Consider the following 23,456-nt stretch of genomic DNA (forward strand, 5'->3'; position numbering starts at 1 on the left):
GACCGGCGGCGCGGCAGCCCTCCCTGACTGCCGCGCCGCCCCCTCATGCCCGACGCGAATCAGCCGCGTAACACGGGGCGCCTAGCATGGGAACGTGACCGTGCCGAAATCGAACAAGCCGCAAATTCCGCGTGCACGGGGTGAACGGGGTGAGCTGACGTCCGACGGCACCGCGACGCTCGCGGAGATCGCCCGGCAGGCCGGGGTCTCCGCGCCCACGGTGTCCAAGGTGCTCAACGGGCGGGCGCACGTGGCGCCCGCGACCAGGGAGAAAGTCGAACTGCTGCTGCGCAACCACGGCTACCGGCGCAAGCGCGGCGGGGCCAGGGTGCGCCCGTCGGGGCTGCTGGAACTCGTCTTCCACGAGCTGATCAGCCTGTGGGCCACGGAGATCATCCGCGGCGCGGAGAACGTGGCCAGGCAGGAGGGGCTCACCCTCGTGCTGTCGGAGTCCGCGGGCCGCGAGGAGATGGGCCAGTCGTGGGTGGACGGCGTCCTGACCCGCGACCCCGCGGGCGTCATCCTGATCATGTCCGACCTCACCACTGAGCAGCGCGAGCTGCTGGCCAGCCGGGACGTGCCCTTCGTGGTCATGGACCCGGCCGGCTACCCGGCCGACGACGTGCCCTCCATCGGCACCACCAACTGGCAGGGCGGCTACACCGCGACGCGGCACCTGCTGGAGCTGGGGCACCGGCGTATCGGCGTCATCTGCGGCCCCGCGGACGTGCTGTGCAGCCGGGCGCGCATCGACGGCTACCGGGCCGCCCTGGAGACCGGCGGGGTCGTCTGCGACGACACCCTGGTGCGGCACGGCACCTTCCAGACCGAGGGAGGCCACCGCATCGCCCGCGAGCTGCTCGCGGCGCCGGACCGGCCCACCGCCGTCTTCGCCGGCAACGACGTGCAGGCCATGGGCGTCTACCAGGCGGCCCGCGAACTCGGTCTGCGCATCCCCGAGGACCTCAGCGTCGTCGGCTTCGACGACCTGCCGGTCTCCGGCTGGATGGGGCCGCCGCTGACCACGGTCCGGCAGCCGCTGGTCGACATGGCGGAGGCCGCCGCCCGCCTCGTCCTCGACCTCGGCCGCAATGTGCAGCCGGCGATGCGCCGCGTCGAGATGGCCACCACCCTCGTCGTCCGTGCCAGCACCGCACCCCCGCCCCCCTGAGACCCCCCCTGGGGGGCGCGGGAGAGGTGATGGCCCGCCGCGGATACGGGGCCGCGGCGGGCCGGGTGTCAGAGCCGCTCAGGGACCTCGCGGTCCGGTGAGCCCCCCCCGGGATCGGCCTGACAGGAACGACTTCACCAGGTCCGCAATTGTTCAGCAGCCCTCTCCCCAGCCCGGATCAATGGTGCGGGCGGTCACGCCGTGACAGAAGTGATGCAAGGGGCAGGACGCGAACATGCTTGCCCCGGTACGCCCGCGCTGCGTAGCGTCACCCGCGGGGGCCGTGGGGACGGCCCGGGGGCGGAACAAGGGGTGTGGGGGGCATGGCAGGACGGCCCGAACGTGCACTGGACCCGGACGGCAGCGCACTGCACACGCTGGCGTTCGAACTGCGGCAGCTGCGCGGCGAGGCGGGCAGCCCGACCTACCGCGAGATGGCCCGCCGCTCCGGCGTCGGCGCCAGCACGCTCTCGCAGGCCGCCGCCGGCGAGCGGCTGCCGACCCTGCCGACGCTGCGCGCCTACGTCGGCGCCTGCGGCGGCGACCCGGCCGAGTGGGAGCAGCGCTGGCTCGCGGCGGCAGGCCGCAGCCCCGGGCAGGACGGCCCCGCCGAACCCCCCTACCGCGGGCTCGCCCGCTACGAACCCGCCGACCGCGCCATGTACTTCGGGCGCGACGACCTCGTCGCCCAGCTCACCGCCCGGGTCGGCGCGCACCGCCTGGTCGCGGTCGTCGGCGCGTCCGGCAGCGGCAAGTCCTCGCTGCTGCGGGCAGGGCTGATCCCCGCGCTGCGCGCCGAGCCCCGCGCCGACCGGCGGCCCGCCGCGATCCGGGTCCTCACCCCGGGGCCGCGCCCCGCGACCGCGCACGGCGCCCTGCTCGAAGCGGCGCCGGACGGCGGCGACACCGTCGTGGTGGTCGACCAGTTCGAGGAGCTGTTCACACTCGGCGCCGGCGCGCAGGAGCGCGCTGACTTCGTCGGGCGGCTGCTGGCCGCCGCCGACCCCGCGGCCCGGCTGCGCGTCGTCCTCGGGGTGCGGGCCGACTTCTTCGGCCGCGTCGCCGAGCACCAGGCGCTGGCCGACGCGGTGCGCGACGCGACCGTCCTGGTCGCGCCCATGGGCCCGGCCGCGCTGCGCGAAGCCGTCGTCGGCCCCGCCGCCGCTGCCGGGCTGATCGTCGAGCGGACGCTGACCGCGCGCATCGTCCGCGAGGCGGGCGAGCAGCCGGGCGGCCTGCCGCTGATGTCGCACGCCCTGCTGGAGACCTGGCGGCGGCGCCGCGGCCGGGTCCTCACCGAGGAGATGTACGAGGCGGCAGGCGGCCTGCACGGCGCCATCGCCACGACCGCGGAGAACGTCCACGCCCGCCTCACCCCGGCGCAGGCGCGCGTCGCCCGGCGCATCCTGCTGCGCCTGGTCGCACCCGGCGAAGGCGCGGCCGACACGCTGCGGCCCGCAGGGCGTGCGGAGCTGGCCGAACTGGACGCGTCCGGCGGCGGCACCGGCGAGGTGCTGGAGCAGCTGGTCGCCGCCCGGCTGCTCACCGCCGACGGCGACACCCTGCGGCTCGCCCACGAGGCGCTGCTCAACGCCTGGCCCCGCTACCGGGGTTGGATCGAGGAGGACCGCGAGCGACTGTTCCTGCACCGCAGGCTCACCGAAGCCGCCGGCGTCTGGGAGGAGTTGGACCGGGACGCCGGCGCCCTCTACCGCGGGGTGCGGCTCAGCAGCGCCGAGGCCGCCTTCCGGCCGCACCGGGAACGCGCGTCGCTCACCCGGCTGGAGCAGGCCTTCCTGGACGCCAGCATCAGGGCACGCGACCACGAGGCGCTGACCGGGGCGCGTACCACCCGCAGGATGCGGACGCTGACCACGGCGCTCGCGCTGCTGCTCGCGGTCGTGTCGGTCTTCGCCGGCATCGGCTGGCAGCAGAACCGGGCCGAGCAGCAGGCCAGGACGACCGCGGACGCCGCCCAACGCGAGTCGCTGTCCCGCCGGCTGGCCTCAGAGGCCGACCACCTGGGCGGCTCCGACGCCGAGTTGAGCATGCTGCTGGCGGTCCGCGCCTACCAGACCAGCCCCACGCCCGACGCCTACGCCAGCCTGCTGCGGGCCGCCGCCGTACCGCTCGACCGGCGGCTCGTGCCCCCCGGGGGCGCCGCGGCAGGACCCGTCGGGGCGCTCGCCTTCAGCCACGACGGGCACAGCCTGGTGTGGGGCGTCGGTGACGGCGGCGTCCTGCGCACGGACCTCGCCGGCGGGCGTACGACCCCGCTGGCGGCGGCCGGCGCGCAGCCCGTCGCGGCGCTGGCCTTCGCGCCCGGTGACCGCAACGTCGTCGGCGGCTACCAGAACGCCGTGGTCAGGACCACGCAGCTGCCCGGCGGCCGGATCGACGGCCCCGCCGTGCCCGGCCCCGTCGCCCCGCGCACGGTCGCCCCCCAGGCGCCGGCCGCCGGCGCCGCCGTGGACGGCGCCGGCACCCTGGTCGCCGCGACCGCGCCCGGCGGCGGGGTGCTGGTGCGGGATGCGGCCACCGGCCGCGCCCGCGACCTGCTGCCCCCGCCGTACGTCCTGCTCGGCGTCAGCCCCGACGGCCGCACCCTCGCCGCCCGCGACGGCGGGCAGGTCGCCGTCGCGGACACCGCCACCGGCGCCGTCCGCACCGTCCTGCCCGAGGGGTGCGGGTGCGGCGCGGCGGTCTTCAGCCGCGACGGCCGGCAGCTCGCGGTCGACGCCGGGCCCGGCATCACCGTGTGGGACCTGGACCGCATGCGGCCCTCGCGGCTGACCGTCACCTCCGACATGACCGAGAAGATCACCGCCTTCGCCTTCGGCACCGACGCCGCAAGCCTCGTCGTCGGCTACGACGACGCGGCCGTACGGGTCTTCGACGTCGCCGAGGGCCGGCGCACCGCCGCGCTCGAAGGGCTCGGCTCCGCGGTCAGCGCGCTGCACCTCAGCGACGACGGGCGGAAACTCGCGGTCGGCCTGTCCGACGGGGTCGTCGCCCTCTACGACACCACCGGTGTGCTGCTGCCGCGCCGGCTCACCCGCCCCGGCCAGCAACCGCCCGCGGGCGCCGGCCTGTTGTCCGCCGACCTCACCGCGGCCGGCGAACACGCCTACCCCACCACCGGGTTCGCCTTCACCGCCGGCGGCACCACCCTGCTCACCGGCCGGGCCGACGGCACCCTCGACCGCTGGACCGTCGCCGGCGGCCGGTGGACCGGGGCCAGGACAGGCCCGCCCGTCACCGGCTCACACCTGCCCACCCAGCGGCTGCTCACCGACCGCGACGGCACCACCGTCGCGCTGCTCGCCCACGACGGAACCGTGCGGGTGTGGCACGGCACCGGCGGCACCGCCCGCACCGTCGGAGCCCGCACCGGCGCCGCGGCGCTCAGCCCCGACGGCCGCACCCTGACCACCGCCGGCCCCGGCGGCAACCTGCTGCGGTGGAACACCGCGACCGGCGCCCCCGCCGCACCGCCCGTCCTGCACACCGCGCTGAGCGCCGCCCCCGTCACGATGGCCGTCAGCCCCGACGGCCGGCAGATCGCCGTCGAGGACGCCAACGGCGCCGCGACCCTGTTCGACGCCGCCACCGGCGCCACCCTGCAGCACTTCACCTCGGGCGACACCTATCTGCCGCCCAGGTCGCAGCGCGGCGGCACCCTCCTGGCCTTCTCACCCGACGGCCACACCCTGGCCACCGCGGCGGGCAACGGCACCGTCTTCCTGTGGAACACGGCCACCGGCGCCCTGCGCGCCGACCTCCCCGGCGGCGCGACCCCGGTCACCTCCCTGGCCTTCAGCCCCGACGGCGCGACCGTCGCCGCCGGCGCCGCCGACGGCACGGTCCGCCTCCACGACGTGGCCACCCACCAGACCCGCAACAGCCTCACCGCCGGCTTCACCCCCGCCGTCTCGATCGCCTTCGCCCCCGACGGCCACACCCTCGCCGTCGCGACCCTCGACGGCACCACCCGCCTCTTCTCCTTCCGCCTCCCCGACATCACCACGGCCACCACCACCGTCTGCACGGCCCTCTCCCGCGACCTGACCCCCCAAGAACGCAACAGCTACGTCCCCCCAGGCCCCGTCGGCCCCGGCTGCGCCGGCCTGTGAGGTGTGCCCGTGACCGGAGAAAAGGGGCTGGTCACGTGTCATGTCGGGGACATATGATCCGGCCTTCACCTGCGAACGGCGGCCGTCGGCGGCCTGCGTCGCAATTCCTGTGGGGGGAAGACGTTGGCTGCCTCGCTGCGTGCTCTGCGCGCCATGTTCCTGCTCGTCGGCTTCTATCTGATGGGCCTGGTCCTGCTGGCCGTCGTGCTGGGGGTCGACTGGCTCGTGCTGGCCGGCGCCGGGTCGCAGGGCTACTACCCGCTCGGCGTGATCGTCTTCTCGGGGCTGATCATCGCGCCGATCCTGCGGGGGATGTTCCTCTTCCTGACCGCCGGGCTGCACACCGGGGACCGGGCGGGGCTGGCCGTCACGGCGGACCAGCAGCCGGAGCTGTGGGCCGAGGTCGAGCGGGCGGCCCTGGCGGCCGGGACCGCGGCTCCCGGCCGGCTGATCCTGGACGCCGAGATGAACGCCTCGGTCTCGGAGCGAGCGCTCCTGCTCGGCCTGCTGCGCGGGCGCCGCACCATGTACCTGGGGCTGCCGCTGCTCGCCGGGCTCACGGTGCCGCAGCTGCGGGCCGTACTGGCCCACGAGTTCGGCCACTACGGAAACCAGGACACCCGGCTCGCCGGTGTGACCATGCGCGGCAGGGCCGCTGTCGTGCACACCATCGAGGGCTTCAGGGACGGTCCCACCGGGGCGCACGCCACCATCGGCAACCTCTACGTCCGGTACGGGAACTTCTTCCTGCGCGTCTCCAGCTCCGTCGGCCGCCGTCAGGAACTCGCTGCGGACGCCGCCGCCGCGCGCAGCGCGGGCCGTGACACCACCGCCGCCGCGCTGCGGCAGCTGCCGCTGCTGGACGCGGCGTACGACACGTACGTCGAGCAGTACGCACTGCTCGGCACCGGCGCCGGTGTGATGCCCCCGCCCGGCCAGGTCTACGGCGGCTTCCCGCAGCTGCTCGCCGCCCGCGGCCCCGAAGGGGTCGCCGCGCTGGCCGAGGGGCGCCGCCCCGCCCGCAAGCCGTCGCGCTACGACTCGCACCCGCCGATGGACGAACGCGTCGCCCTGGTCGAGGCGATGCCCGCCGACGGCGCGGCGGAGGACCCGGCGGCGCCCGCCGCGCTGACCCTGCTGCGGGGCACCGACGAGGTCACCGCCGCCGTCGAGGCGGCGACCCTGCCGGCCGAGGTCGCCGCGCTGCCGCGGCTGGACTGGCCGGAGCTGGTGACGGCCACCGCGCGGGCCGAGGCGGGCGCCGAGGCCGAGCCGTTCCAGAAGGCGGTGGCCCGGGCGGCGCGCAGCGCCGCCGACGAGGCAGGGGAAGCGGGCGGGGAACTGCCCGACCTGCTCGCGGTGCTCGACGCCATCGACGCGGGCCTGCTGTGGATGGCGGTCGCCGACCGCATGCCCAAGCCGCCCGCGGCCTCCCGGCTGACCGGCGAATCCGCCCGCAACTTCATCCGTCCCGCCGTCGCCGACGGCCTGACCTCGCTCGTCGAACTCCGCCTGATCGCCGCCGCCCGCACCCGCCCGGTCATGTCCTGGTCGACCGCACCGCGCCTGGGCCTCCCCCCGGAGTACGAGACGGCCCTCGCCCCGGCCGTCGCCTCAGCGGTGGCGGACTCCCCCGACACGACCCCCTTGCGCACCCTCCTGTCCACCAACCCCGCCCCACTCCCGGCCTGACTCCGAGGACAGCCATGACACGCACCACTCGCGGCGCTCTTCTGGCCATCGTGTCGGCGGCGTCGCTGACGGCCTGCGGCCCCGGCGCGTCCGCCGGGTCCGGCGACGCGCAGCTGCACCGGCTCCTCGCCAGCACCTCTCTGGCCGAGGCCGACCAGCGCGCGTACGACTACCTGAAGACGGTCGTGCCGCCGGCCGGCACGAAGAAGGAGTTCCGCGGGGGCACCCTGATGTACCCCGAGGCGACGACACCGGCGTGCACGACGCCGGGGCAGGCCCGGCACGCGGTGCTGGAGACCCGCGACGGCGGTCCCGACAGCCCCGGCGTCGGCGAGGACATCCGCAAGTCCCTGCAGCGCGACGGCTGGAAGTTCGGCGACTGGGTCTACCCAGTCCCGGTGAGCCGGTACTCCGACGGCCTCCAGGGCGGCTATCTCGTCAAGGTCCTCGACCACACCAACGGGGAGATAACCAGCGCCGTCATCATCACCCCGTGCCTGCCGGGCAGCCCGGTCAGCCGGCCGTCGGACTTTCCTGATGAGCGCTGACCGGGGTGGGCTGGGTGCGGTCGGCGTCGACAAGGGCTGTGAGGAGGCCGGGGAAAGCGGTGTCGAACTCGGTGCGGCGGAGGGTGTTCATGCGGGACGTGCCCGCGTAGTGCTGGCGGATCAGGCCTGCCTCGCGGAGGATGCGGAAGTGGTGGGTGGCGGTGGACTTGCTCACCGGGAGGTCGAAGTCGCCGCAGCGGATGTCGGTGGTGGCGTCGGCGAGTTGGGTGACGATGCTGCGGCGCACCGGGTCCACGAGCGCTTCGAGCACCGCCTGCAGGGGGACCGCCGCGACGTCGGGGTGGGGCGGGATGCGATCGGCGGTGGCTTCTGTGGACCTCATGGGGTCCATGGTACGACAACCGTCGAAGCTTGACGGTCATCGTACTTCCGGGGTTCAGTGGGACCCGGCGGACCACCCGCCCGTATGACGAAGGGACCACCCGCATGTCCAGAACGGTGCTGTTCCGCGAGCTCGGCGGCCCCGAGGTGCTGCGTGTCGAGGACACGCCGACCGCCGAACCCGGCGCGGGCGAGGTGCGGATCAGGGTCGGGGCGGTCGGCGTGAACCGGGCCGAGGCGCTCTTCCGCAGCGGGCACTACATCGAGGACGTCAGGAGCTTCCCCGCCCGGCTCGGCGCCGAGGCGGCGGGGGTGGTCGAGGCGGTCGGCCCCGGCGTCACGGGGTTCGCACCGGGCGACCCGGTCAGTACCGTTCCGGCCTTCTCGCAGAACGACTACGGGGTCTACGCCGACCAGGCCGTCGTACCGGCCGCGGCCGTCCTGCACCGCCCCGAAGGCCTCGACGCGGTCGGCGGCGCCGCGGTGTGGATGCCGTACCTGACCGCGTACGGCGCCATGGTCGAGACCTGCGGTGTGCGCCCGGGCGACACCGTACTGATCAACGCGGCCTCCAGCAGCGTGGGCCTGGCCGCCATCCACGTCGCCGACCGGATCGGCGCCACCCCCATCGCGCTGACCCGCACCGGCGGCAAGCGGGACGCGCTGCTGAAGGAGGGCGCCGCCGCGGTCGTCGCCACCGACACCGAGGACGTCGCGTCGGCGGTACGGGAGATGACCGGCGGGCGCGGCGCCCACGCCGTCCTGGATGCCGTGGCAGGCCCCGGCGTCCACGAACTCGGCGCCCTGGTCGCCCCCGGCGGCACCCTGCTGATCTACGGCGGGCTCAGCGGCGAGCCGACCCCGTACCCGGGCTTCGACCTCGGGATGCCCGCGCTGTCGATGCGCACCTACCTGGTCTTCGAGACCACCCGCGACGCCGAACGGCTGCGCAGGGCGGCCGCGTTCGTCACCTCGGGCCTGCGCGCCGGCTCCTTCCGGCCGGTCGTCGCCCGCACCTTCGATCTGGACGACGTGGTCGAGGCCCACCGCGTCCTCGACGCGGCCGACCACCTCGGCAAACTCGTGCTCACCACCTGACCGCGGCAGCGGCCCCCACGCGGTGGACACAACCGCGCGGAGCGGACAGGGTGAACCGCCATGGACGCCTTTCTCTCCCGCGAAACGGGCCTGGTCGCCGACCGGATCGCCGACCTGGTCCGCACCGCCCCGGACACCCGCACCCCGATACCGGGGGCCGAGTGGACGGTCGGCGAGGCCGCGGCCCACCTCGTCCTGGCCAACGAGCTGATGGCGGACCTCGCCCGCGGTCGGCAGCGCCCCTACGGCGAGCCCACCCCCGCCGGCCTGGCGGCGGCCAACGCCGCCGGGCTGGCCGCCTTCACCGAACGCGACGGTGCCACCTTGGCGCAGGGCATCGTCGAGCACGCCCGCGCCTTCACCGCGGCCGCCGCGGCCCGCGCCGACAGCGAACCCGTCGCCACCCCCATGGGACCGATGGACCTGGGCACCCTCGGCGCGTACCTGCTCACCCACATGCTCGGCCACGGCTACGACATCGCCGTCGCCCTGCGCCGCCCGCACATGCTCACCGCCGCGAACGTCGCGCTGACCCTGCCGTTCGTGACGCTCGCGATGCCGCGCGTGGTCGACGCGCGAGCCGCCGCCGGGCACACCGCCTGCTACGGCCTGCGGCTGCGCGGCGGCCCCGGCTTCACGGTCACCTTCACCGGCGGCGCGGTGGAGGTCGAAGAGGGCAGGACGCGGCGGCCCGACTGCACGATCGTGGCAGAGCCGGTGACCTTCCTGCTGATCGCGCTGGGCCGGCGCGGCCCCGTCGCCGCGATGTCCCGCGGCAAGATCCTCTGCTGGGGCCGCAAGCCCTGGCTGGCACCGCGCTTCCCGGGCCTCTTCCGGGCGCCGTGACGGGCGAAAACCGCGCTCTAGCCCGAGAAGTCGTCCACGCCCGCCGGCTTCCACGACTCGCCGTCGTAGAAGTAGCCGGGGTCGCCCTTGAGCCCGACCGTACGGAAGGGGCGGCCGCCGTCGTCGACCCGCAGGGTGCCGTGCCGGTCGCCGCAGCTCCACAGCACCTCCAGGTACCAGCTGACGTCGCGGTCCGCGGTGCGCCCCGCGACGTCCAGCACCTGCGACTCGGCGGCCGAGACCTGGAAGGGGAAGTCCGCGACGACGGCCTCCTGGCCGTCGCCCACGAAGCCGGGTACGGGCTTGGCGTGCGGCGCGGCGGCGTCGAGGTCGATGTCGAAGGACGCGGGCGTGAGCGCACCGCCGCAGCCGGAGCCCGTTGTGTAGCCGATGCCCGCGGGCGCCGGGCGGCTGCTCAGCACCCGTACGTACATCGCGTGCAGGACGACGGGGCGGTCGGTCGAGCCCTGCGCGGTCACTTCAAGGCGCAGGCTCCCGGCCGGGGTTCCGCCGAGCGCCGCGGCCCAGCCGTTCGTCTCCCGCAGCGACGGCGGGGGCGGGACGTGCGCGGGCTGCTGCCGCAGCAGGAACCACTGGTCGCACTGGGTGTCCCAGTTGTCGGACAGCACGGACACGGTGACGGGGGGCGGGGCGGTGGGGGTGCTGCTTGCCGCCGAGGGGGTGCGGGTGCCGGCCGCCGTGGGGGTGCCGGCCGCGGTGGGCGTGCCGCCGGCGCGCTGGCTGTGCAGCACCAGGGCGGCGACCACGGCGAGGACGGCGGCGGCAGCGGACGCGGCGGTGAGCAGGCGGCGGCGTGGCTTACGCGGCTGTGGCGGTTCCGGCAGGTCCGACGGGTCCGACGGTTCCGGGCCGGGCGTCGGCTCGGGTATCGGCTCGGGCGCCGCATCGGTCTCCGCAGCCGGTACGGGCGACCCGCCCGCCGCCGGTACGCGCTTGGCCGCGTCGGCCAGCAGCCAGCGGCGGTGCAGCGCCAGCAGTTCCTCCGGACTCGCACCGCACAGCCGGGCGAAACGCTCGACGGGGGCGTAGTCGCCGGGGACGGCGGCACCGTTGCAGTAGCGGTGCAGCGTGGAGGTGCTGACGTGCAGCCGGGCCGCGAGCATGCCGTAGCTGTGCCCCGAGCGTTCCTTCAACTCGCGCAGCTGCCCTGCGAAGTCCTCGATGGCCGTGCTCATCCCGCTCCCCCGTCGTCCCGGACCGTCGTTCCAGGTCGACCCATCATCGCAGGTCAGGGCGGTGGAATCGTTCCAGTGTCCCGCTTTGTCGCGAGACTGTGGCATGCGGGACGGCCGCGGCGCGACGGTGGTGCCGTCCCGGAGAACCCAGCGAAGGCGAAGCCACCGTGTCCATGAAGTCCACCCTGCCGTCCGCCGCCGTCCTGCTGGTCGGCGCGCTCGCGCTGACCGCGTGCCAGTCGGATTCCACGGGCGCGGCATCCGCGCCCTCCTCCCCTTCCGCATCCACCTCGGCCGTGGCGCCGTCCGTGTCGCCGTCCAAGTCCGGGTCGCAGTCCGCCCCGGCCGCCACCTCGGCGTCCGCCACGACCCCGCCCGCCACCGGGGCCGGCACCACGAAGGCCGCGCCCAAGCCCGCGCCGGCGAAGGACCCGGGCGCCGCCTCCGATCCGGACGGCTACGCCTTCCGGCACCCGTGCGGCATCGGCCAGCTGTCGGTCCAGGTGACCCGCAGGGCCGGTGCGCCGACGCAGCGGGTGATCGCCGTACGCAACACCGGCCCGCTGTCCTGCGGCCTGAGCTACTACCCGCTGGTCGTCCTGGACAGCGCGAAGGCCCAGGACGGTACGGCGGCGGTCCACCCGCTGGTCCCCGACGGCCTCGGCGGGCCGCCCGCCTACCCGGTGTACGCAGGGCACACCGCCTACGCGGTCGTCGACCTCGACCCGAGCGGCGCCACCACCGGCACGGCGACGGGCGTGGACGAGATGGACGTCCTGCCCGACGCCGGACACATGCCCGCCGCGCAGACGCTGGACTTCCCCCTGGGCAAGGGCACTTCCGTGCTCAAGCCGAAGCTGGGCCTCTACCGCGACACCGTCGCCGACGCGGTCGCGTCCATGCGGACCGCGGACATGCTGCCGTAGGTTCCTCCCCGGTGCTCAGCCCACCTCGGGCGAGCGGGAGGCCGCGGGCGTCCGCGGCGACGTACCGGCATGCGCACCCGGGGGCGTACCGGCACGCGCACCCGGCGGACGCGCACCCGGGTGCGTCGCGGCGGGCGTGCCCTCCGGGTAGGCGGTGCCGCCGGCCGCCGGGGCCTTGCTCGGCGGCATGGGCGCGGCCGTGAGCAGGGCGTGCCCGTACGCCCCCATCACCGCTCCCGTCACGACCAGGATCACCAGCCAGCGCAGGTGCATACGGGCCGGCAGGGCGAGCGCCCAGGGCAGCAGGCCGTCCGAGGGCGGCCGGGCGGCGCGGCGGCGGCGGGGTCCTGCACCTCGGCTCATCGGCTCACCGTCTCTTTCTCCTGCTGCTCGCGGCCCCGCGGCTGCGCGGCCGTGACCGTCCGATCTGGTCGCGGTAGTCGAGGAGTTCCAGCGGCATGTCGAAGGCGACGGCGGCCACGATCTGCGGCCCGTACGGCGTCGGGCGCGAGTAGCGGGCGATGAAGCGCTCGGAGCGCAACGACCCCTCCACGACCTCGACTTCGGTGCCGAGCGCCGGAATCCCCGCCGCCTGGATGCGCGTTCCGTGCTGCTCGGACCAGAAGCGCGGCACCGGAGCGAACCGGGTGGCGCGTGCGGGGCCGCGCAGCAGCGCGTCGGCGGCGTGCTGCCCCATCTCCACGGCGTGGATGAGGTGTTCGACCCGGCGCGGCTGCGCGTCGAAACGCGGGTTGGGCCAGCGTGCGACATCGCCCGCGGCGACGATGTGCGGCATCGTGCGCCCCCACGCGTCCACCGCGTGGCAGGTCGGCGCGCACAGCACGCCGTCGGACACGTCCAGTCCGCTGCCGCGCAGCCACTCCGTGCGGGGCTCGCCGCCGAGGCCCAGCACGACGAAGTCGCACTCCAGCAGCGTCCCGTCGTCCAGCCGCAGCCGCAGCAGGTCGCCGTGGTCCTGCCAGTCGGTGATCCGCGTGCCGAGCCGGACGTCGACCCCGGCTCTGCGCTGGATGCCGCCGACGACCGAGCCGACCTTCTCGCCGAGCACCCGGCGCAGCAGCGGCGCGCTGTGCACCACGAGCGTGACGTCCATGCCGTGTTCGCGTGCGGTGCAGGCGAGTTCGCAGCCGATGAAGCCGCCGCCGAGTATCACCACGTGGTGGGCCTTGGCCGCGTGCATCGCCCGGCGCACCGCGGCGGCGTCCCGCAGCGTGCGCACCGTGCGTATCCGGTCGCTGAACAGCGGTGCCTCGGGGAGCCGTTTGGCGTCCACCCCGGTCGCCACGACCAGGCCGTCGAAGGGCAGCCGTTCGCCGCCGGGCAGTTCGAGCGCCGAGCCCTGCACGTCGAGCCCGGTGACGCGGGTGTCGAGCAGCCAGTGCGCGTCCAGGTCCTCGTCCGCGGTGAAGGCCAACTGCTCCTCGTCCAGCGCGCCCGACAGATACTGCTTGGACAACGGCGGCCTGCTGTAGGGGCGTTGCGGCTCCTCGCCGACCAGCACCAGCTCCCCGTCGAAGCCGCGTTCGCGCAGCCGGGTGGCCGCGCTCAGCCCGGCAAGTCCCGCGCCCGCCACGACGATCCGCCGCCGCCCGGCCCTCGCGGCGGTCCCGCTGCGCACCGGCCCCGCCGGCCGCCGCTCGCCGTACACCGCGGCGCCCGGCGCCCCGCCGCGTATCTTCACCGCCTGCATCGGGCAGCACCGCACCGCCTGCCGCGCCTTCGCGGCGAACTCGGCGGGCACCGCCCGGGTGTAGTGCAGCGATCCGCCCTCGGAGATCCGGAAGACCTCGGGCGCCTCCTGCTGGCAGATGCCGTAGATGTGGCAGCGGTTGTTGTCGACGCTGACCCGTACCGGTTCGTCCTCCGGCACCAGCGCGGGCCGCGGCAGGTCGAAGGAGTCGGCGGGTATCGCCGGCGCGGTGGACTGGAGTTCGACCGTGTGCGGCGGCTGGACCGGCGCGTACTGCTGGGGGTACGGCTGCGCGTACGCCTGCGGGTGCACGACGGCCGGTACGTTCCGCGGCGGATACGTCATTCGACCACTCCCGTCCCGCCGGGGAAGGCCCGTCTGCGCAGCCGCGAACGCGACGGAAGCGCGCGGATCAGGAAGGCCAGCAGGATCGTCCCCGCCCCCGCCGCGATGCCCACCGACACCAGGTTCAGGTGTCGCGGCTCGGGGTGGACCAGGAAGATGTGCAGCCAGACCAGCCCGAAGGACACGTACGCCAACTGGTGTACGCGCAGCCAGCGGTGGTAGCCGAGCCGCCGCTGCAGCCACACCGAGCAGGCCACCGCGATCGCCAACTCCACACCGAGGATGCCGAGTCCCACCGGGATCCGCTGCACCCCGCCGGTGAAGGGCACCGCGAGCCGCACCCAGCCGATCTGCCAGACCGGCTGGTAGACGAAGGTCAGCCCGTGGATGCCGCCGAAGATCATCGCGGCCAGCGCGAGCGTCATGTGGGCGCCGTAGAAGGTCGCCCGGTTCACCGCCCGCTGCATGAACCGCAGCCGCAGCACCACCCCGAGCACGACGGTGGCGACCATCAGCACGTACGCGATCAGCGCCGCCAGCCGCGCCAGCTTGTGCGCCCCGACGTCGTAGGGCATGTGCTTGTCGTACGCGTCCAGCGGCGATCCGGGAATCGGCGCCGCCTCGGCGAACGCCCCCGGCGCCAGCAGCACCGAGCCCACCACGACGACCCCCGCGAGCACGACGACCAGAGCCACCCCGGAAGCGGCCCGCCGCCGCCCGGTCCCCACCACCGCAACAGATGGCATCCTGTCCGCTCCCTGCTGAGACGCATGCGGGAATTCCCATTCCCGAGGAATGGCACAAACGCCCCCGACGGCGGATTCCACCCCCGAACTTTCCGGGAGCAGCTCCGCCCGGGCCCAGACGCTACACCACGCCCGCGCCTTCCCGCGGCCCTTTCCGCGGCGCAAAGAGTCCCTGAAATACCGCTACATCACGGTTGTGCAACCCCCGCCCCCCGGATTCCCGGCCACCTGTGAATTCCTGCCCCCCACCCCGTTGTGATCCCCGCTCACGGCCCGCAAGCCCCCGGTCACGAGCCGTACAGACCCGAATCCGACCGAAACCTTTCGCAATTGATCACCGGCCCCAGGACCCGCCCGTTTCCGATGTCCTGACGACAAAACAAGCGCGGCCCCTTTGCATGCGGGATTCCCGCGGGGTGATCACCGCGGAATACCGGGCGCGGTGCGGGGTGTATTCCCGCGGCGCCGGCCCCGCCGCCCGCTGTGGCGCGGCGGGGCCGGGGGGTCAGGTGAGGGTGATCGGGGTGGTCGCGGTCAGGCCGCCTGTGGTGACGGTCAGGGTGACCGTGCCCGGGTGGAGGGCGGTCAGGGTGGAGGTCGTCAGGTCGAGGACGGCCAGGGTCGAGGGGTGGCGGCGGGCGGTGCGGGCCGCCGCGGCCGAGTCGGCGACGGTCAGGCCGTGCGTGCCGGACCATGTCACGCTCGCCGGGAAGCGCAGCGGGAAGCGCAGGCCGAACTCGCTGGTGATGCCGGTCGCTTCGACCGTCACCGAGGTGCCGACCGCCAGGTGGTCGGGGGCGTTCAGGTCGATGCCGTCGATCAGCGGGCGGCTCTCGGCCCGCAGCCACTCGCGGGTCTCGGGGCTCGGCCGGCCCGGCCTGACGCGGGCCGGGCGCGGGTCGACCGAGACGTGCATCCAACCGAAGAAGCCGCCCTGGTCGGGGGAGCTGTAGGGGGTCTTGCCGACCGCGGGGGTGGTGACGTCGAGGACGCCGTCGGTACGGGTGACCGACGCGGTGTGCGCATGGCCGGTGAAGAGTGCGACGGGTTTGCCCGACTGCTCGCGGAAGTCGGCCAGCCAGCGCTGCAGCAGCCCGGCCTCCAGCTGGTCGGACAGCTGGGAGGCGGCGGCGCCCGACGGGTCGTGCAGCGGGTGGTGGAAGGAGACGACCACCCCGGTCACCGACCTGTCGGTGGCCGCCTTCGCCAGCTCCGCCTGCAGCAGCGGCACCTGGTCCCAGTCGGAGGTGCGCATGTCGCCGGTGTGCGAGTCCAGCAGGATGAAGCGGGTGCCCTTGTGGTCGAGTACCTGCTTGTTGGGGCGGCCGGTCACCGACAGGAAGGTGTCGAGGCCGCCGGTCGCGGACAGGCCCGCCTCGTGGTTGCCAGGTGTCCAGTACACCGGCAGGTCCGCCGGTACGTGGTCGCGCAGCAGCCCGAGGGCGAGGTCGAAGTCGGCGGCGGTGTTGTTGTCCACGAAGTCGCCGTTGACGAGTATGAAGTCGGGCCGGGCGGCGACGACTTGGCCGAGGGCTGCGACGGCCTGCCGCCCGGAGAAGGAGTCGAGCCCCGCGGCGGCGCTGATGTGCAGGTCGGACAGCACGGCGAAGGTCCAGCGCCGCTCGGGCAGTTCGCCCTGCTCGACCACGTACGGGTCGGGCTGCGGCGGCTCGGCGGCGTCCGGCTGCTGGCCGACCTGGGCGGCGAGGCCGTCGAAGTCCAGCCGGCCGGCGTTCTTGTTGGTCTGCGAGGTCTCCGCGATGTAGAGCCGGGAGAGGGTGACGGGGTCGGAGAAGCCGGCCGGGAGGTCGCCGACGACCCGCCGCCAGCCCGTCCAGTCCACGACGGTCGCGAAGGTGAAGGGCACGTTGGTGGTGCCCTGCGAGGACAGCATCGCGCGCAGCCAGTGGCCCTTCCCGTCGCCGTTGACCCACAGCGCGAGCTTCTTGGTGCCGACGGGCAGCGTGATCGGGCCGGGTGCGGCGACCGCGTAGGCCGCCGAGGTGCTGGGCTGGCCGCTGAAGTCGTACGTCAGCCGCAGCGCGTGGTTGTCCGCGGCGGCGCCCGGCCGGTCGGCGGCAGCCACCGTCGCGACCGAGGCCGTACCGCGGGCGGCCAGCGCCGTCCAGGTCTCGCCGGGCTCGAACTCGCCCAGCGACACGTCGATCAGGCCCACCGTCACCGGCAGTTTCACACTCACGCCCTGCACCGTCGCGATGAGCGTCGTGGACTTGCCGCCCGCGTCCGCCGCGCCGGTGACCGACAGGGCGCCGCCCACCGCCGTCACCGTGATGACGGCCTTGTCGTAGTCGAGGGTCGCGTCGCGCGGTGCGACGGGCGCGTCGAAGCCGTCCGCGTCGTAGCCGACGAGCCCGACGCCGGCGCTCGCACCCGGGTCGAGAGTGACCGCCCGCTGGGTGAACGCCAGCCTGTGCAGCTCCCCGAGCACCCGCAGCGGGTGCTCGCCGGCCGCGGCACCGGCGTGCGCGCGCAGCACCCCGGCGCCGGAGCGCCTGGCCCGGAAGACGCCGTCGTCGACCCTGCCGAGCGAACCGGGCTCCGCCGACCACCCGACGGTGTGCCCCGCGGTGGCCGCGGGACCCCACGCCTCGTCGTAGCCCGCGGCGGCGACGTCCACGGTGAGCCCCGGGACCACCCGGTCGGCCTGCGGACGGACGTCCAGGCCGCGCAACTGCCCGGAGCCGGGGCGCCCGAAGAGGCCCAGGCCGTTGGGGACGGGGCGCTCCGAGCCGTCCGAGGGGGTGTTGACGACACCCACCCCCGCGTCGCCCGGGTGCCGGGCGACGATCTCCGTCGAGCCGCCGCCGTCCAGCATGAAGGCCTCGTCCGCGCCGAGTCGGACCATCAGCTTGGCCATGTCGTCGAAGCTGAGCCCGGTGGAGAAGTTGGCGCCGCCGTCCACGGCGACCAGCAGCAGCCGGTGCCCGCCGGCCGGCCAGCCCACCGCCGTGCGCGGCTTGGGCGCGTCGTTGCCGGTGCCGGGCGGGAAGTCGATCGCGGTGCCGCCCCTGACCAGCACCGAGCCGCTGCCGAGCGCCGTACGCAGCACGCCGGTCGCGTCGCTCTGCGGTGCGAAGTCCACGGTGACGGCGTCGCCGACCCGGGCGGCGCCGAGCTGGGCCGCCGCGGCGCCCCGGCCCAGTACGACCAGGCCGTCCGCCGGGACCGGGGTCGCGGTGAGCGCACCGTTCACGGCGGTCACCCTCCCGCCGGCGACGACCAGTTCGGTGTACGGCCCCGGGTCCTGCAGCAGCGTACGGTCCGCGCCGCCCCACAGCGGGGTGAACACGGCGACCCCGTCCGCGGGCGTGGACGCCGAGTTGAGCGCGGCCAGCGGGCGGGCGGTGCCGGCCACCGTGACCGTACCGGTGATCATCATGTCGGCCAGCCGCGCCACCCGGTCCGCACCGAAGGCCACGACCGTCGAGGCCTGGTTCGTCCCCTTGCGCAGCCGCCCGCCCTGGATCTCGGGACCCTCGGCGGCGAAGGTCTCGGTGATGTCGAAGTAGTCGCCGTTGACCGCGGCCACCGCGTGCTGCGCGTCCGTCGCGGCCTTGAGCGGGCGCGGGTCGCTGACCTTGCCGGCGACCAGGTCGACGGACACCGACGCGTCCCCGAGGTCGGCGTTGAGCACATGCGCCCGCAGCCACCCGGTGCGCCCGAAGACGTCGAAGGACGTCAGCGCGATGCCCGGAGCCACCGGGTGGTCCACCCGGCTGCTCACCACCGACTCCCCGTCGACGGCCAGCCGGTAGGCCGGCGGCCGGAAAACCCCCGCCTTCCCCCCGCCCCCGCCTTGCCCCGTACCCTGCCCACCCGGCGCGGCGACCGCGGTCCCCCCGGCGGCGGCAACCCCGGCAACGGCGACCGCGCCCACGATGAGTCCCCGGCGCGTGATCTCGGCTCTGCCCCTGTACTCCATGTCCATGCCGTCCGACGCTAGGCCTTCCGCCCGCCCCCGGAGTGGACGTCCGGATGAACAGCAGCAGGCGCCCGCCCGTTTCACCCGCTTCGGAGGGTATGTGCGCGACCCGTCCCGGGCCGGCTTCTCACACCAGGCGCGGTCGCAGGCCGGCCCATTCGTCCAGACGCGCGCCGAGCCGGGGGTCCTCGACGCCGGCGGCGTACGCGTCGTCCTGCGCTGAACCCCGGTGGCGGCCCCCTGCGCGGCCCCCTTCCCGGCCCCCCGGTGAACTCCCGGTGGCCGCACGGAGGGGGCCGGGTGACGGGGTGGGGGGTAGGGGCGGAGGGCGTACGGAGTGGGCTGGGCGTGTGGTTCGATGCGCGGGTCGAGGGGGGACTTCGGCGGGGCTCTGGGGAGGGGTCGGCATGTCGAGGGCGGCTTTCGGGGCGGGCGGCGGCGTAAGACGGGGGCGTCGGCGCGGGCGGGTGCTCGCGCTGGTCGGGGTGGTCACCGCGGGGCTCGTGGGGCTCGGGCCTGCCCCGGTCGCGCAGGCCGACGAGACGACCGCCTCGGGGGACGCGCTGCGGACCGGGTGGGACCAGGCGGAGCCGGAGTTGGGGCCGTCCGGCGTGCGCTCCTCGTCCTTCGGGCAGCTGTGGAAGGCGCCCGCGCAGCTCGACGGGCAGGTCTACGCGCAGCCCGTCGTGGTCGGCGGAACCGTCGTCGCGGTCACCGAGACCAACCACGCCTACGGGCTCGACCGCGCCACCGGGGCGGTCCTGTGGGAGCGCACCTTCGGGAAGGCCTGGCCCGCGGCCACCCTCAACTGCGGCGACCTCGCCCCGACCGTGGGCAGCACCGCGACGCCCGTCTACGACCCGGCCACCGGCGCGGTCTACCTGACCACCAAGGTCGACGACGGGCCGACCGCGATGAACCCGCAGACCCGACGGTGATCCCGGCGCAGGGCTCGATCGTGCTGGAGGTCGGGTACGCGCCCACCGCCGCGGGCAGCAGCTCGTCCGCGATCACGCTGGGCAGCACCAGCGGGCAGCTCACCATCCCGGTCGAGGGCAGCGCGATCAGCGGCCAGGGGCACCTGGTGCCGCACCCGGCGACCCTGCAGTTCGGCGAGGTGGTCCGCGGCGCGTCGAGCACCCGGGCCTTCACGATCACCAACACCGGCAACGTCCCGGTCACCGTCACCAAGGCGAAGGCCCCGGCCGGTGCTGGCGCACACCTTCGTCGGGTCCGGCTGGAACATCTTCGACACCCTGGCCGGCGCCGGTGACGTGACCGGCGACGGCAGGCCGGACCTCGTCGCCCGCGACCCCGCGGGCGCCCTGTGGCTCTACCGCGGCACCGGCAGTACGACGGCGCCTTTCCTCGCCCGTACGTACGTCGGCGCCGGCTGGGGGGGTCTACGGCACGCTCGTGTGACGGCGCGCGGCCGGTTCCCGGACGGTGCCGGTTGCACCCTTCAGGGAATCCGATGCGGACAGCCGGAGCGAACGGGCGCCGGTCGGCGCACACTAGGGGTGATGACAAAGCCCAGTGCACCCAAGCGCCATCTGCCCACCAGTCCCTTCAAGGCCGCCGTCGAACAGGCTCCCAAGGAATTCGCCGAGGGGGACCAGGTCAGCCATGACATGTACGGCCTCGGCCGGGTGACCGAGATCGAGGAGGGAGTGGCAGCGCGCGTGGACTTCGGTTCCACGCGGATGCGGATCCTGAGCCCCTACACCAAGATGACCAAGCTGTAGGGCCGCATGTCCGGCCCGGCTCCACCGGCCCGGCTCGTCAGCCTGTCAGGTCGAGGCCCGCGAGCTGGGCGCGGCTGCTGACGTTGAGCTTCGGGAAGGCGCGGTAGAGGTGGTAGCTCACCGTCTTCGGGCTCAGGAAGAGTTGCGCGCCGATCTCGCGGTTGGTCATGCCGGTCGCGGCGAGCCGGACGATCTGCAGTTCCTGCGGGGACAGGGCGGACAGGGCGTCGCCGGTGCCGCGCACGTCCAGCGGTTCCGCGGCGCCTGACGCGCGCAGCTCCGCGCGGGCGCGGTCCGCCCAGGGCGCAGCGCCGAGCCGCTCGAAGGTGCGCAGGGCCGCGCGCAGATGCGGGCGGGCCTCGGCCTTGTGGCGTTCGCGGCGCAGCCGTTCGCCGAACAGCAGCCGGGTCCTGGCCGCCTCCCAGGGGCGGCCGCTGTCGGCGTGCCCGCGGACCGCGGCGGAGAACAGCCCGTGCGCCGCGGCCCAGTCGGGCTCCAGCAGCGCCCGGCAGCGGTGCAGCACGGCGTCGGCCCAGGCCAGGCCGGACGCCGCCGCCCACTGCGCGAACTGCTCCAGCGGTACGCGGGCGGGCAGGCCCAGGCGGGCGGACGCCTCGACGCGGTCCGGTGCGAAGTAGACGCTCTGGATCTGGTGGCGGACCGGGCCGGACTGTGCCGCGTCCAGGCGTTCCAGGCTCTCGGCGAAGCGGCCCTGCCCGAGGTCGCCCAGCGCCAGTGCCCATTCGGCCCACGCCAGGCCGTTGGCGATGCCAGTGGCCTCGAAGTGGTCGTGGGAGCGGGCGGCCAGCTGCACCGCCTGCTGCCGGTCGCCGCGTACGGCCGCAAGCCAGGCGAGTATCCCGTGCAGGTAGCCGGCCCGGTTGGGCTGGCCGGTGTCGGCGGCGAGCCGGACGCCTTCACCCGCGGTCGCCTCCGCGTCGCGGAAACGGCCGACGTACAGCTCGGAGGCGGCGAGCGTCAGGTGCGCCAGCGGAAGCCACCCGAGGTCGCCGCGGGCCCGGCAGTCGGCCGCGACGTCGGCCGATATCTCCCGCCCGGCCTCGAAGTCGCCGACCAGCCCCGCGACGAAGGCCGCGTTGATCCGCAGGGCCGGCCCTGCGGTACGGTTCCGCCGCCCGTCGGCCACCAGCGTGCGCATGGTCGGCAGGGCGTACGCCGGACCCCGCTCCAGAAACAAAGCCGCCCCGGCCACCGCCACCACGGCCGCCCCCAACCCGTCCGTCGCCCGCAGCCCGAGCGCGTCGAGCCGATCGGCCGCTTCCCGCAACCGCACCGGGTCACTGAGCTGCCAGGCGTTCCGCGCGGCATCAACAAGCATGAGCCCGGCTTCCACCCGATCCCCGGTGCGTGCGTCTGCCGACTGCCCGCCCCCAGCGGCGGGGCCGGCCCCGGTCTGGGCGCCCGCGTGTGCTGCGGTCCCGGTGTCCGCCTCCCACCTGTCCCCGGCGTCGGGGACCGCGCCGGCCCTGGCGCCCGCGTCTGGCCTGGTCTCGGCGTCAGCCTGAGCACGGGGCTCGGCCTCGGGGGCCGGCTTCGCCATCGTGGCCGCCGCTGACAGCAGCAGTTCGTGGGCCGTCGCGGGGGAGCCCTCGTCGAAGGCGGTGCGGGCGCGGAGGGCGGAGAGGCGGGCGCGGGTGCGGGGGTCGGCGGTGATGCGGTCGGCCGCGTCGATCAGCTCCTTGGCGCGGGAGGTCAGGCCCGCGTCGGCGGCTGCTGCGGCGGCTGCTGCCAGGCGGCGGGCGCGGGCCGCGGGGTCACGGGTCAGGTCGGCGGCGCGTTGGAGGGCCGCGGCGGTCCCCGCGTGGCCGTGGCGCTGCTGGGCGCGGTGGGCGGCCTGTTCCAGGGCGAGCGCGGCCTCCTCGTCGTAGCCGGTCGCCGCGGCGGCCAGGTGCCAGGCGCGCCGGTCCGGCTCGTCGCGCAGCAGGTCGGCGAGGACGCGGTGCGCCGCCTGGCGCGACCGGTACGTGGCGGCGTGGAAAGCGGCGGCGCGCATCAGCGGGTGGCGGAACGCCACGCGCCCGGCGCCGACCTGTACCAGGCCGTCACGCTCGGCCGCCCCCAACGGGTCGGGTCCCACGCCGAGTTCGTCGGCGGCGCGCAGGATCACGCCGAGGTCGCCGCCGTCCTCGGCGGCCGCGACCAGCAGCGCGGTCCGGCTTCCCGGCGGTAGTGCGGCGATCCGTACGCGGTAGGCCTCCTGGATGCGGTGCGGCAGGGGGAGCGGAAGCGGCTCCGGGCCGTACGCGCCTGCGGTGCGGGGCAGTTCGAGCAGGGCGAGCGGGTTGCCCGCGCTCTCCTCCACGATGCGGCGGCGCAGCGGCAGGCCGAGGTCCGGCGACCGCTCGGCGAGCAGTTCCGCGCTGCTCGCCGGGCTGAGGCCGGCCAGCCGCAGTTCGGGCAGCCCGCACGGGTCGAAGCCGTCCCGGGCGCCGAGGACCAGGGCGACGCCCTCGGCCTGGAGGCGGCGCGCGGCGAACAGCAGGGCGCGGGCGGAGGCGTGGTCGAGCCAGTGCGCGTCGTCGACCAGGCAGAGCAGCGGCGATTCGGCGGCCATCTCCGCGACAAGGGACAGTACGGCCAGGCCTACCGTCAGTTCGTCGCCGCGGCTGCCCGGACCCATGCCGAAGGCGGCCCTGAGGGCGGCGGCCTGCGGCCCGGGCAGCCGGTCGATCCCGTCGAGCGCGGGGCGCAGCAGCAGATGCAGCGACGCGAAGGGGATCTCGGCCTCGGTCTCGACGCCGGTGGCCCGTACGACCGACACCCCGCCGGTCAGCCGGGCGCGCTCCTCGGCGTATCCGAGCAGCGCGGTCTTGCCGATGCCCGGCTCGCCCCTGACCACCAGGACGCCGCTGCGGCCGGCCGCAGCGCCGTCCAGCAGCGCGTCGAGCGCCGCCTGTTCGGCTGCCCGTCCCCGTAGTGCCATGTGCCCTGCTCCCCGTCGCCCCGGCCGATCCTAGTGAGCCCCCGCGGCGGGTCCGCCGCTTCGCGCCCGC

Annotated in this window: 17 protein-coding genes; 10 read left to right on the forward strand and 7 right to left on the reverse strand. The window is 75.1% G+C overall.

The window, feature by feature from the left end:
• Positions 1 to 100: 100 nt before the first annotated feature.
• The 4 genes from JT723_RS33975 to JT723_RS33990 all read left to right on the forward strand — a co-directional run bounded on the left by JT723_RS33975 (position 101) and on the right by JT723_RS33990 (position 7,544).
• Entirely contained in the window at positions 101 to 1,171 is a 1,071-nt protein-coding gene (locus tag JT723_RS33975; protein ID WP_372441412.1) for a LacI family DNA-binding transcriptional regulator, read from the forward strand.
• 323 nt (positions 1,172 to 1,494) lie between these two features.
• Positions 1,495 to 5,304 (forward strand): nSTAND1 domain-containing NTPase, encoded by a 3,810-nt coding sequence (locus JT723_RS33980; protein ID WP_205048753.1) that lies wholly within the window; start codon positions 1,495 to 1,497, stop codon positions 5,302 to 5,304.
• A gap of 153 nt (positions 5,305 to 5,457) precedes the next feature.
• Entirely contained in the window at positions 5,458 to 6,996 is a 1,539-nt protein-coding gene (locus JT723_RS33985; protein WP_240166632.1) for a M48 family metallopeptidase, read from the forward strand.
• A gap of 14 nt (positions 6,997 to 7,010) precedes the next feature.
• Positions 7,011 to 7,544 carry a hypothetical protein gene (locus JT723_RS33990; RefSeq protein WP_205048755.1) on the forward strand — a complete coding sequence of 178 codons (534 nt, stop codon included), beginning with the start codon at positions 7,011 to 7,013 and terminating at the stop codon, positions 7,542 to 7,544.
• On the opposite strand, the gene JT723_RS33995 is transcribed toward JT723_RS33990, so the two are convergent.
• On the reverse strand, positions 7,510 to 7,887 hold the full coding sequence (locus tag JT723_RS33995) for an ArsR/SmtB family transcription factor (protein WP_205048756.1): 378 nt from the start codon (positions 7,885 to 7,887) through the stop codon (positions 7,510 to 7,512). The genes JT723_RS33990 and JT723_RS33995 overlap by 35 nt on opposite strands.
• A 104-nt stretch (positions 7,888 to 7,991) precedes the next feature.
• Here JT723_RS33995 and JT723_RS34000 point away from each other — a divergent pair, with 104 nt between their 5' ends.
• Together JT723_RS34000 and JT723_RS34005 are read left to right on the forward strand one after the other, a co-directional pair.
• Positions 7,992 to 8,984: a zinc-dependent alcohol dehydrogenase family protein gene (locus tag JT723_RS34000; protein WP_205048757.1), complete on the forward strand. Its 993-nt coding sequence runs from the start codon at positions 7,992 to 7,994 to the stop codon at positions 8,982 to 8,984.
• A gap of 60 nt (positions 8,985 to 9,044) precedes the next feature.
• The gene (locus JT723_RS34005; RefSeq protein ID WP_205048758.1) at positions 9,045 to 9,830 is read left to right on the forward strand and encodes a maleylpyruvate isomerase family mycothiol-dependent enzyme; all 786 of its coding nucleotides are present in this window, start codon (positions 9,045 to 9,047) and stop codon (positions 9,828 to 9,830) included.
• A gap of 17 nt (positions 9,831 to 9,847) precedes the next feature.
• Here the strand turns inward: JT723_RS34005 and JT723_RS34010 are convergent, their stop codons facing one another.
• Positions 9,848 to 11,026, reverse strand: coding sequence for a helix-turn-helix domain-containing protein (locus tag JT723_RS34010; protein WP_205048759.1), 1,179 nt, complete (start codon positions 11,024 to 11,026; stop codon positions 9,848 to 9,850).
• 167 nt (positions 11,027 to 11,193) lie between these two features.
• Here JT723_RS34010 and JT723_RS34015 point away from each other — a divergent pair, with 167 nt between their 5' ends.
• The gene (locus JT723_RS34015; RefSeq protein WP_205048760.1) at positions 11,194 to 11,952 is read left to right on the forward strand and encodes a DUF4232 domain-containing protein; all 759 of its coding nucleotides are present in this window, start codon (positions 11,194 to 11,196) and stop codon (positions 11,950 to 11,952) included.
• 15 nt (positions 11,953 to 11,967) lie between these two features.
• On the opposite strand, the gene JT723_RS34020 is transcribed toward JT723_RS34015, so the two are convergent.
• From JT723_RS34020 to JT723_RS34035, 4 genes are all read right to left on the reverse strand, one after another.
• Complete coding sequence (locus tag JT723_RS34020) at positions 11,968 to 12,315, reverse strand: hypothetical protein (protein ID WP_205048761.1); 348 nt, start codon at positions 12,313 to 12,315, stop codon at positions 11,968 to 11,970.
• 4 nt (positions 12,316 to 12,319) lie between these two features.
• Positions 12,320 to 14,008 (reverse strand): FAD-dependent oxidoreductase, encoded by a 1,689-nt coding sequence (locus JT723_RS34025; protein ID WP_205048762.1) that lies wholly within the window; start codon positions 14,006 to 14,008, stop codon positions 12,320 to 12,322.
• On the reverse strand, positions 14,005 to 14,754 hold the full coding sequence (locus JT723_RS34030) for a ferric reductase-like transmembrane domain-containing protein (RefSeq protein WP_205048763.1): 750 nt from the start codon (positions 14,752 to 14,754) through the stop codon (positions 14,005 to 14,007). Before JT723_RS34030 ends, JT723_RS34025 begins: the two co-directional genes overlap by 4 nt.
• 505 nt (positions 14,755 to 15,259) lie before the next feature.
• A complete protein-coding gene (locus tag JT723_RS34035; protein ID WP_205048764.1) occupies positions 15,260 to 18,499 on the reverse strand; it encodes a phosphodiester glycosidase family protein in 3,240 nt (1,079 codons plus the stop codon).
• 605 nt (positions 18,500 to 19,104) lie between these two features.
• Between JT723_RS34035 and JT723_RS34040 the strand changes: the two genes are divergently transcribed.
• The 3 genes from JT723_RS34040 to JT723_RS34050 all read left to right on the forward strand — a co-directional run bounded on the left by JT723_RS34040 (position 19,105) and on the right by JT723_RS34050 (position 20,442).
• Positions 19,105 to 19,635: an outer membrane protein assembly factor BamB family protein gene (locus tag JT723_RS34040; RefSeq protein ID WP_205048765.1), complete on the forward strand. Its 531-nt coding sequence runs from the start codon at positions 19,105 to 19,107 to the stop codon at positions 19,633 to 19,635.
• On the forward strand, positions 19,632 to 19,970 hold the full coding sequence (locus tag JT723_RS34045; protein ID WP_205048766.1) for a choice-of-anchor D domain-containing protein: 339 nt from the start codon (positions 19,632 to 19,634) through the stop codon (positions 19,968 to 19,970). The genes JT723_RS34040 and JT723_RS34045 overlap by 4 nt, the downstream gene beginning before the upstream one ends.
• A gap of 250 nt (positions 19,971 to 20,220) precedes the next feature.
• Positions 20,221 to 20,442 carry a hypothetical protein gene (locus JT723_RS34050; protein ID WP_205048767.1) on the forward strand — a complete coding sequence of 74 codons (222 nt, stop codon included), beginning with the start codon at positions 20,221 to 20,223 and terminating at the stop codon, positions 20,440 to 20,442.
• A gap of 37 nt (positions 20,443 to 20,479) precedes the next feature.
• On the opposite strand, the gene JT723_RS34055 is transcribed toward JT723_RS34050, so the two are convergent.
• Positions 20,480 to 23,386 (reverse strand): LuxR family transcriptional regulator, encoded by a 2,907-nt coding sequence (locus JT723_RS34055; RefSeq protein WP_205048768.1) that lies wholly within the window; start codon positions 23,384 to 23,386, stop codon positions 20,480 to 20,482.
• Between the last annotated feature and the right edge of the window lie 70 nt (positions 23,387 to 23,456).

The sequence above is a fragment of the Actinacidiphila bryophytorum genome (assembly GCF_016916835.1).
In the GTDB taxonomy this organism is placed as follows: Bacteria; Actinomycetota; Actinomycetes; order Streptomycetales; family Streptomycetaceae; genus Actinacidiphila; species Actinacidiphila bryophytorum.

What these genes read in the sequence shown, in the direction of transcription:
- JT723_RS33980 (WP_205048753.1), top strand. Translation starts at nt 1,495, where the DNA reads ATGGCAGGACGGCCCGAACGTGCACTGGACCCGGACGGCAGCGCACTG.
- JT723_RS33985 (WP_240166632.1), top strand. Translation starts at nt 5,458, where the DNA reads ATGTTCCTGCTCGTCGGCTTCTATCTGATGGGCCTGGTCCTGCTGGCC.
- JT723_RS33990 (WP_205048755.1), top strand. Translation starts at nt 7,011, where the DNA reads ATGACACGCACCACTCGCGGCGCTCTTCTGGCCATCGTGTCGGCGGCG.
- JT723_RS33995 (WP_205048756.1), bottom strand. Translation starts at nt 7,887, where the DNA reads ATGAGGTCCACAGAAGCCACCGCCGATCGCATCCCGCCCCACCCCGAC.
- JT723_RS34000 (WP_205048757.1), top strand. Translation starts at nt 7,992, where the DNA reads ATGTCCAGAACGGTGCTGTTCCGCGAGCTCGGCGGCCCCGAGGTGCTG.
- JT723_RS34005 (WP_205048758.1), top strand. Translation starts at nt 9,045, where the DNA reads ATGGACGCCTTTCTCTCCCGCGAAACGGGCCTGGTCGCCGACCGGATC.
- JT723_RS34010 (WP_205048759.1), bottom strand. Translation starts at nt 11,026, where the DNA reads ATGAGCACGGCCATCGAGGACTTCGCAGGGCAGCTGCGCGAGTTGAAG.
- JT723_RS34020 (WP_205048761.1), bottom strand. Translation starts at nt 12,315, where the DNA reads ATGAGCCGAGGTGCAGGACCCCGCCGCCGCCGCGCCGCCCGGCCGCCC.
- JT723_RS34025 (WP_205048762.1), bottom strand. Translation starts at nt 14,008, where the DNA reads ATGACGTATCCGCCGCGGAACGTACCGGCCGTCGTGCACCCGCAGGCG.
- JT723_RS34030 (WP_205048763.1), bottom strand. Translation starts at nt 14,754, where the DNA reads ATGCCATCTGTTGCGGTGGTGGGGACCGGGCGGCGGCGGGCCGCTTCC.
- JT723_RS34040 (WP_205048765.1), top strand. Translation starts at nt 19,105, where the DNA reads ATGTCGAGGGCGGCTTTCGGGGCGGGCGGCGGCGTAAGACGGGGGCGT.
- JT723_RS34050 (WP_205048767.1), top strand. Translation starts at nt 20,221, where the DNA reads ATGACAAAGCCCAGTGCACCCAAGCGCCATCTGCCCACCAGTCCCTTC.
- JT723_RS34055 (WP_205048768.1), bottom strand. Translation starts at nt 23,386, where the DNA reads ATGGCACTACGGGGACGGGCAGCCGAACAGGCGGCGCTCGACGCGCTG.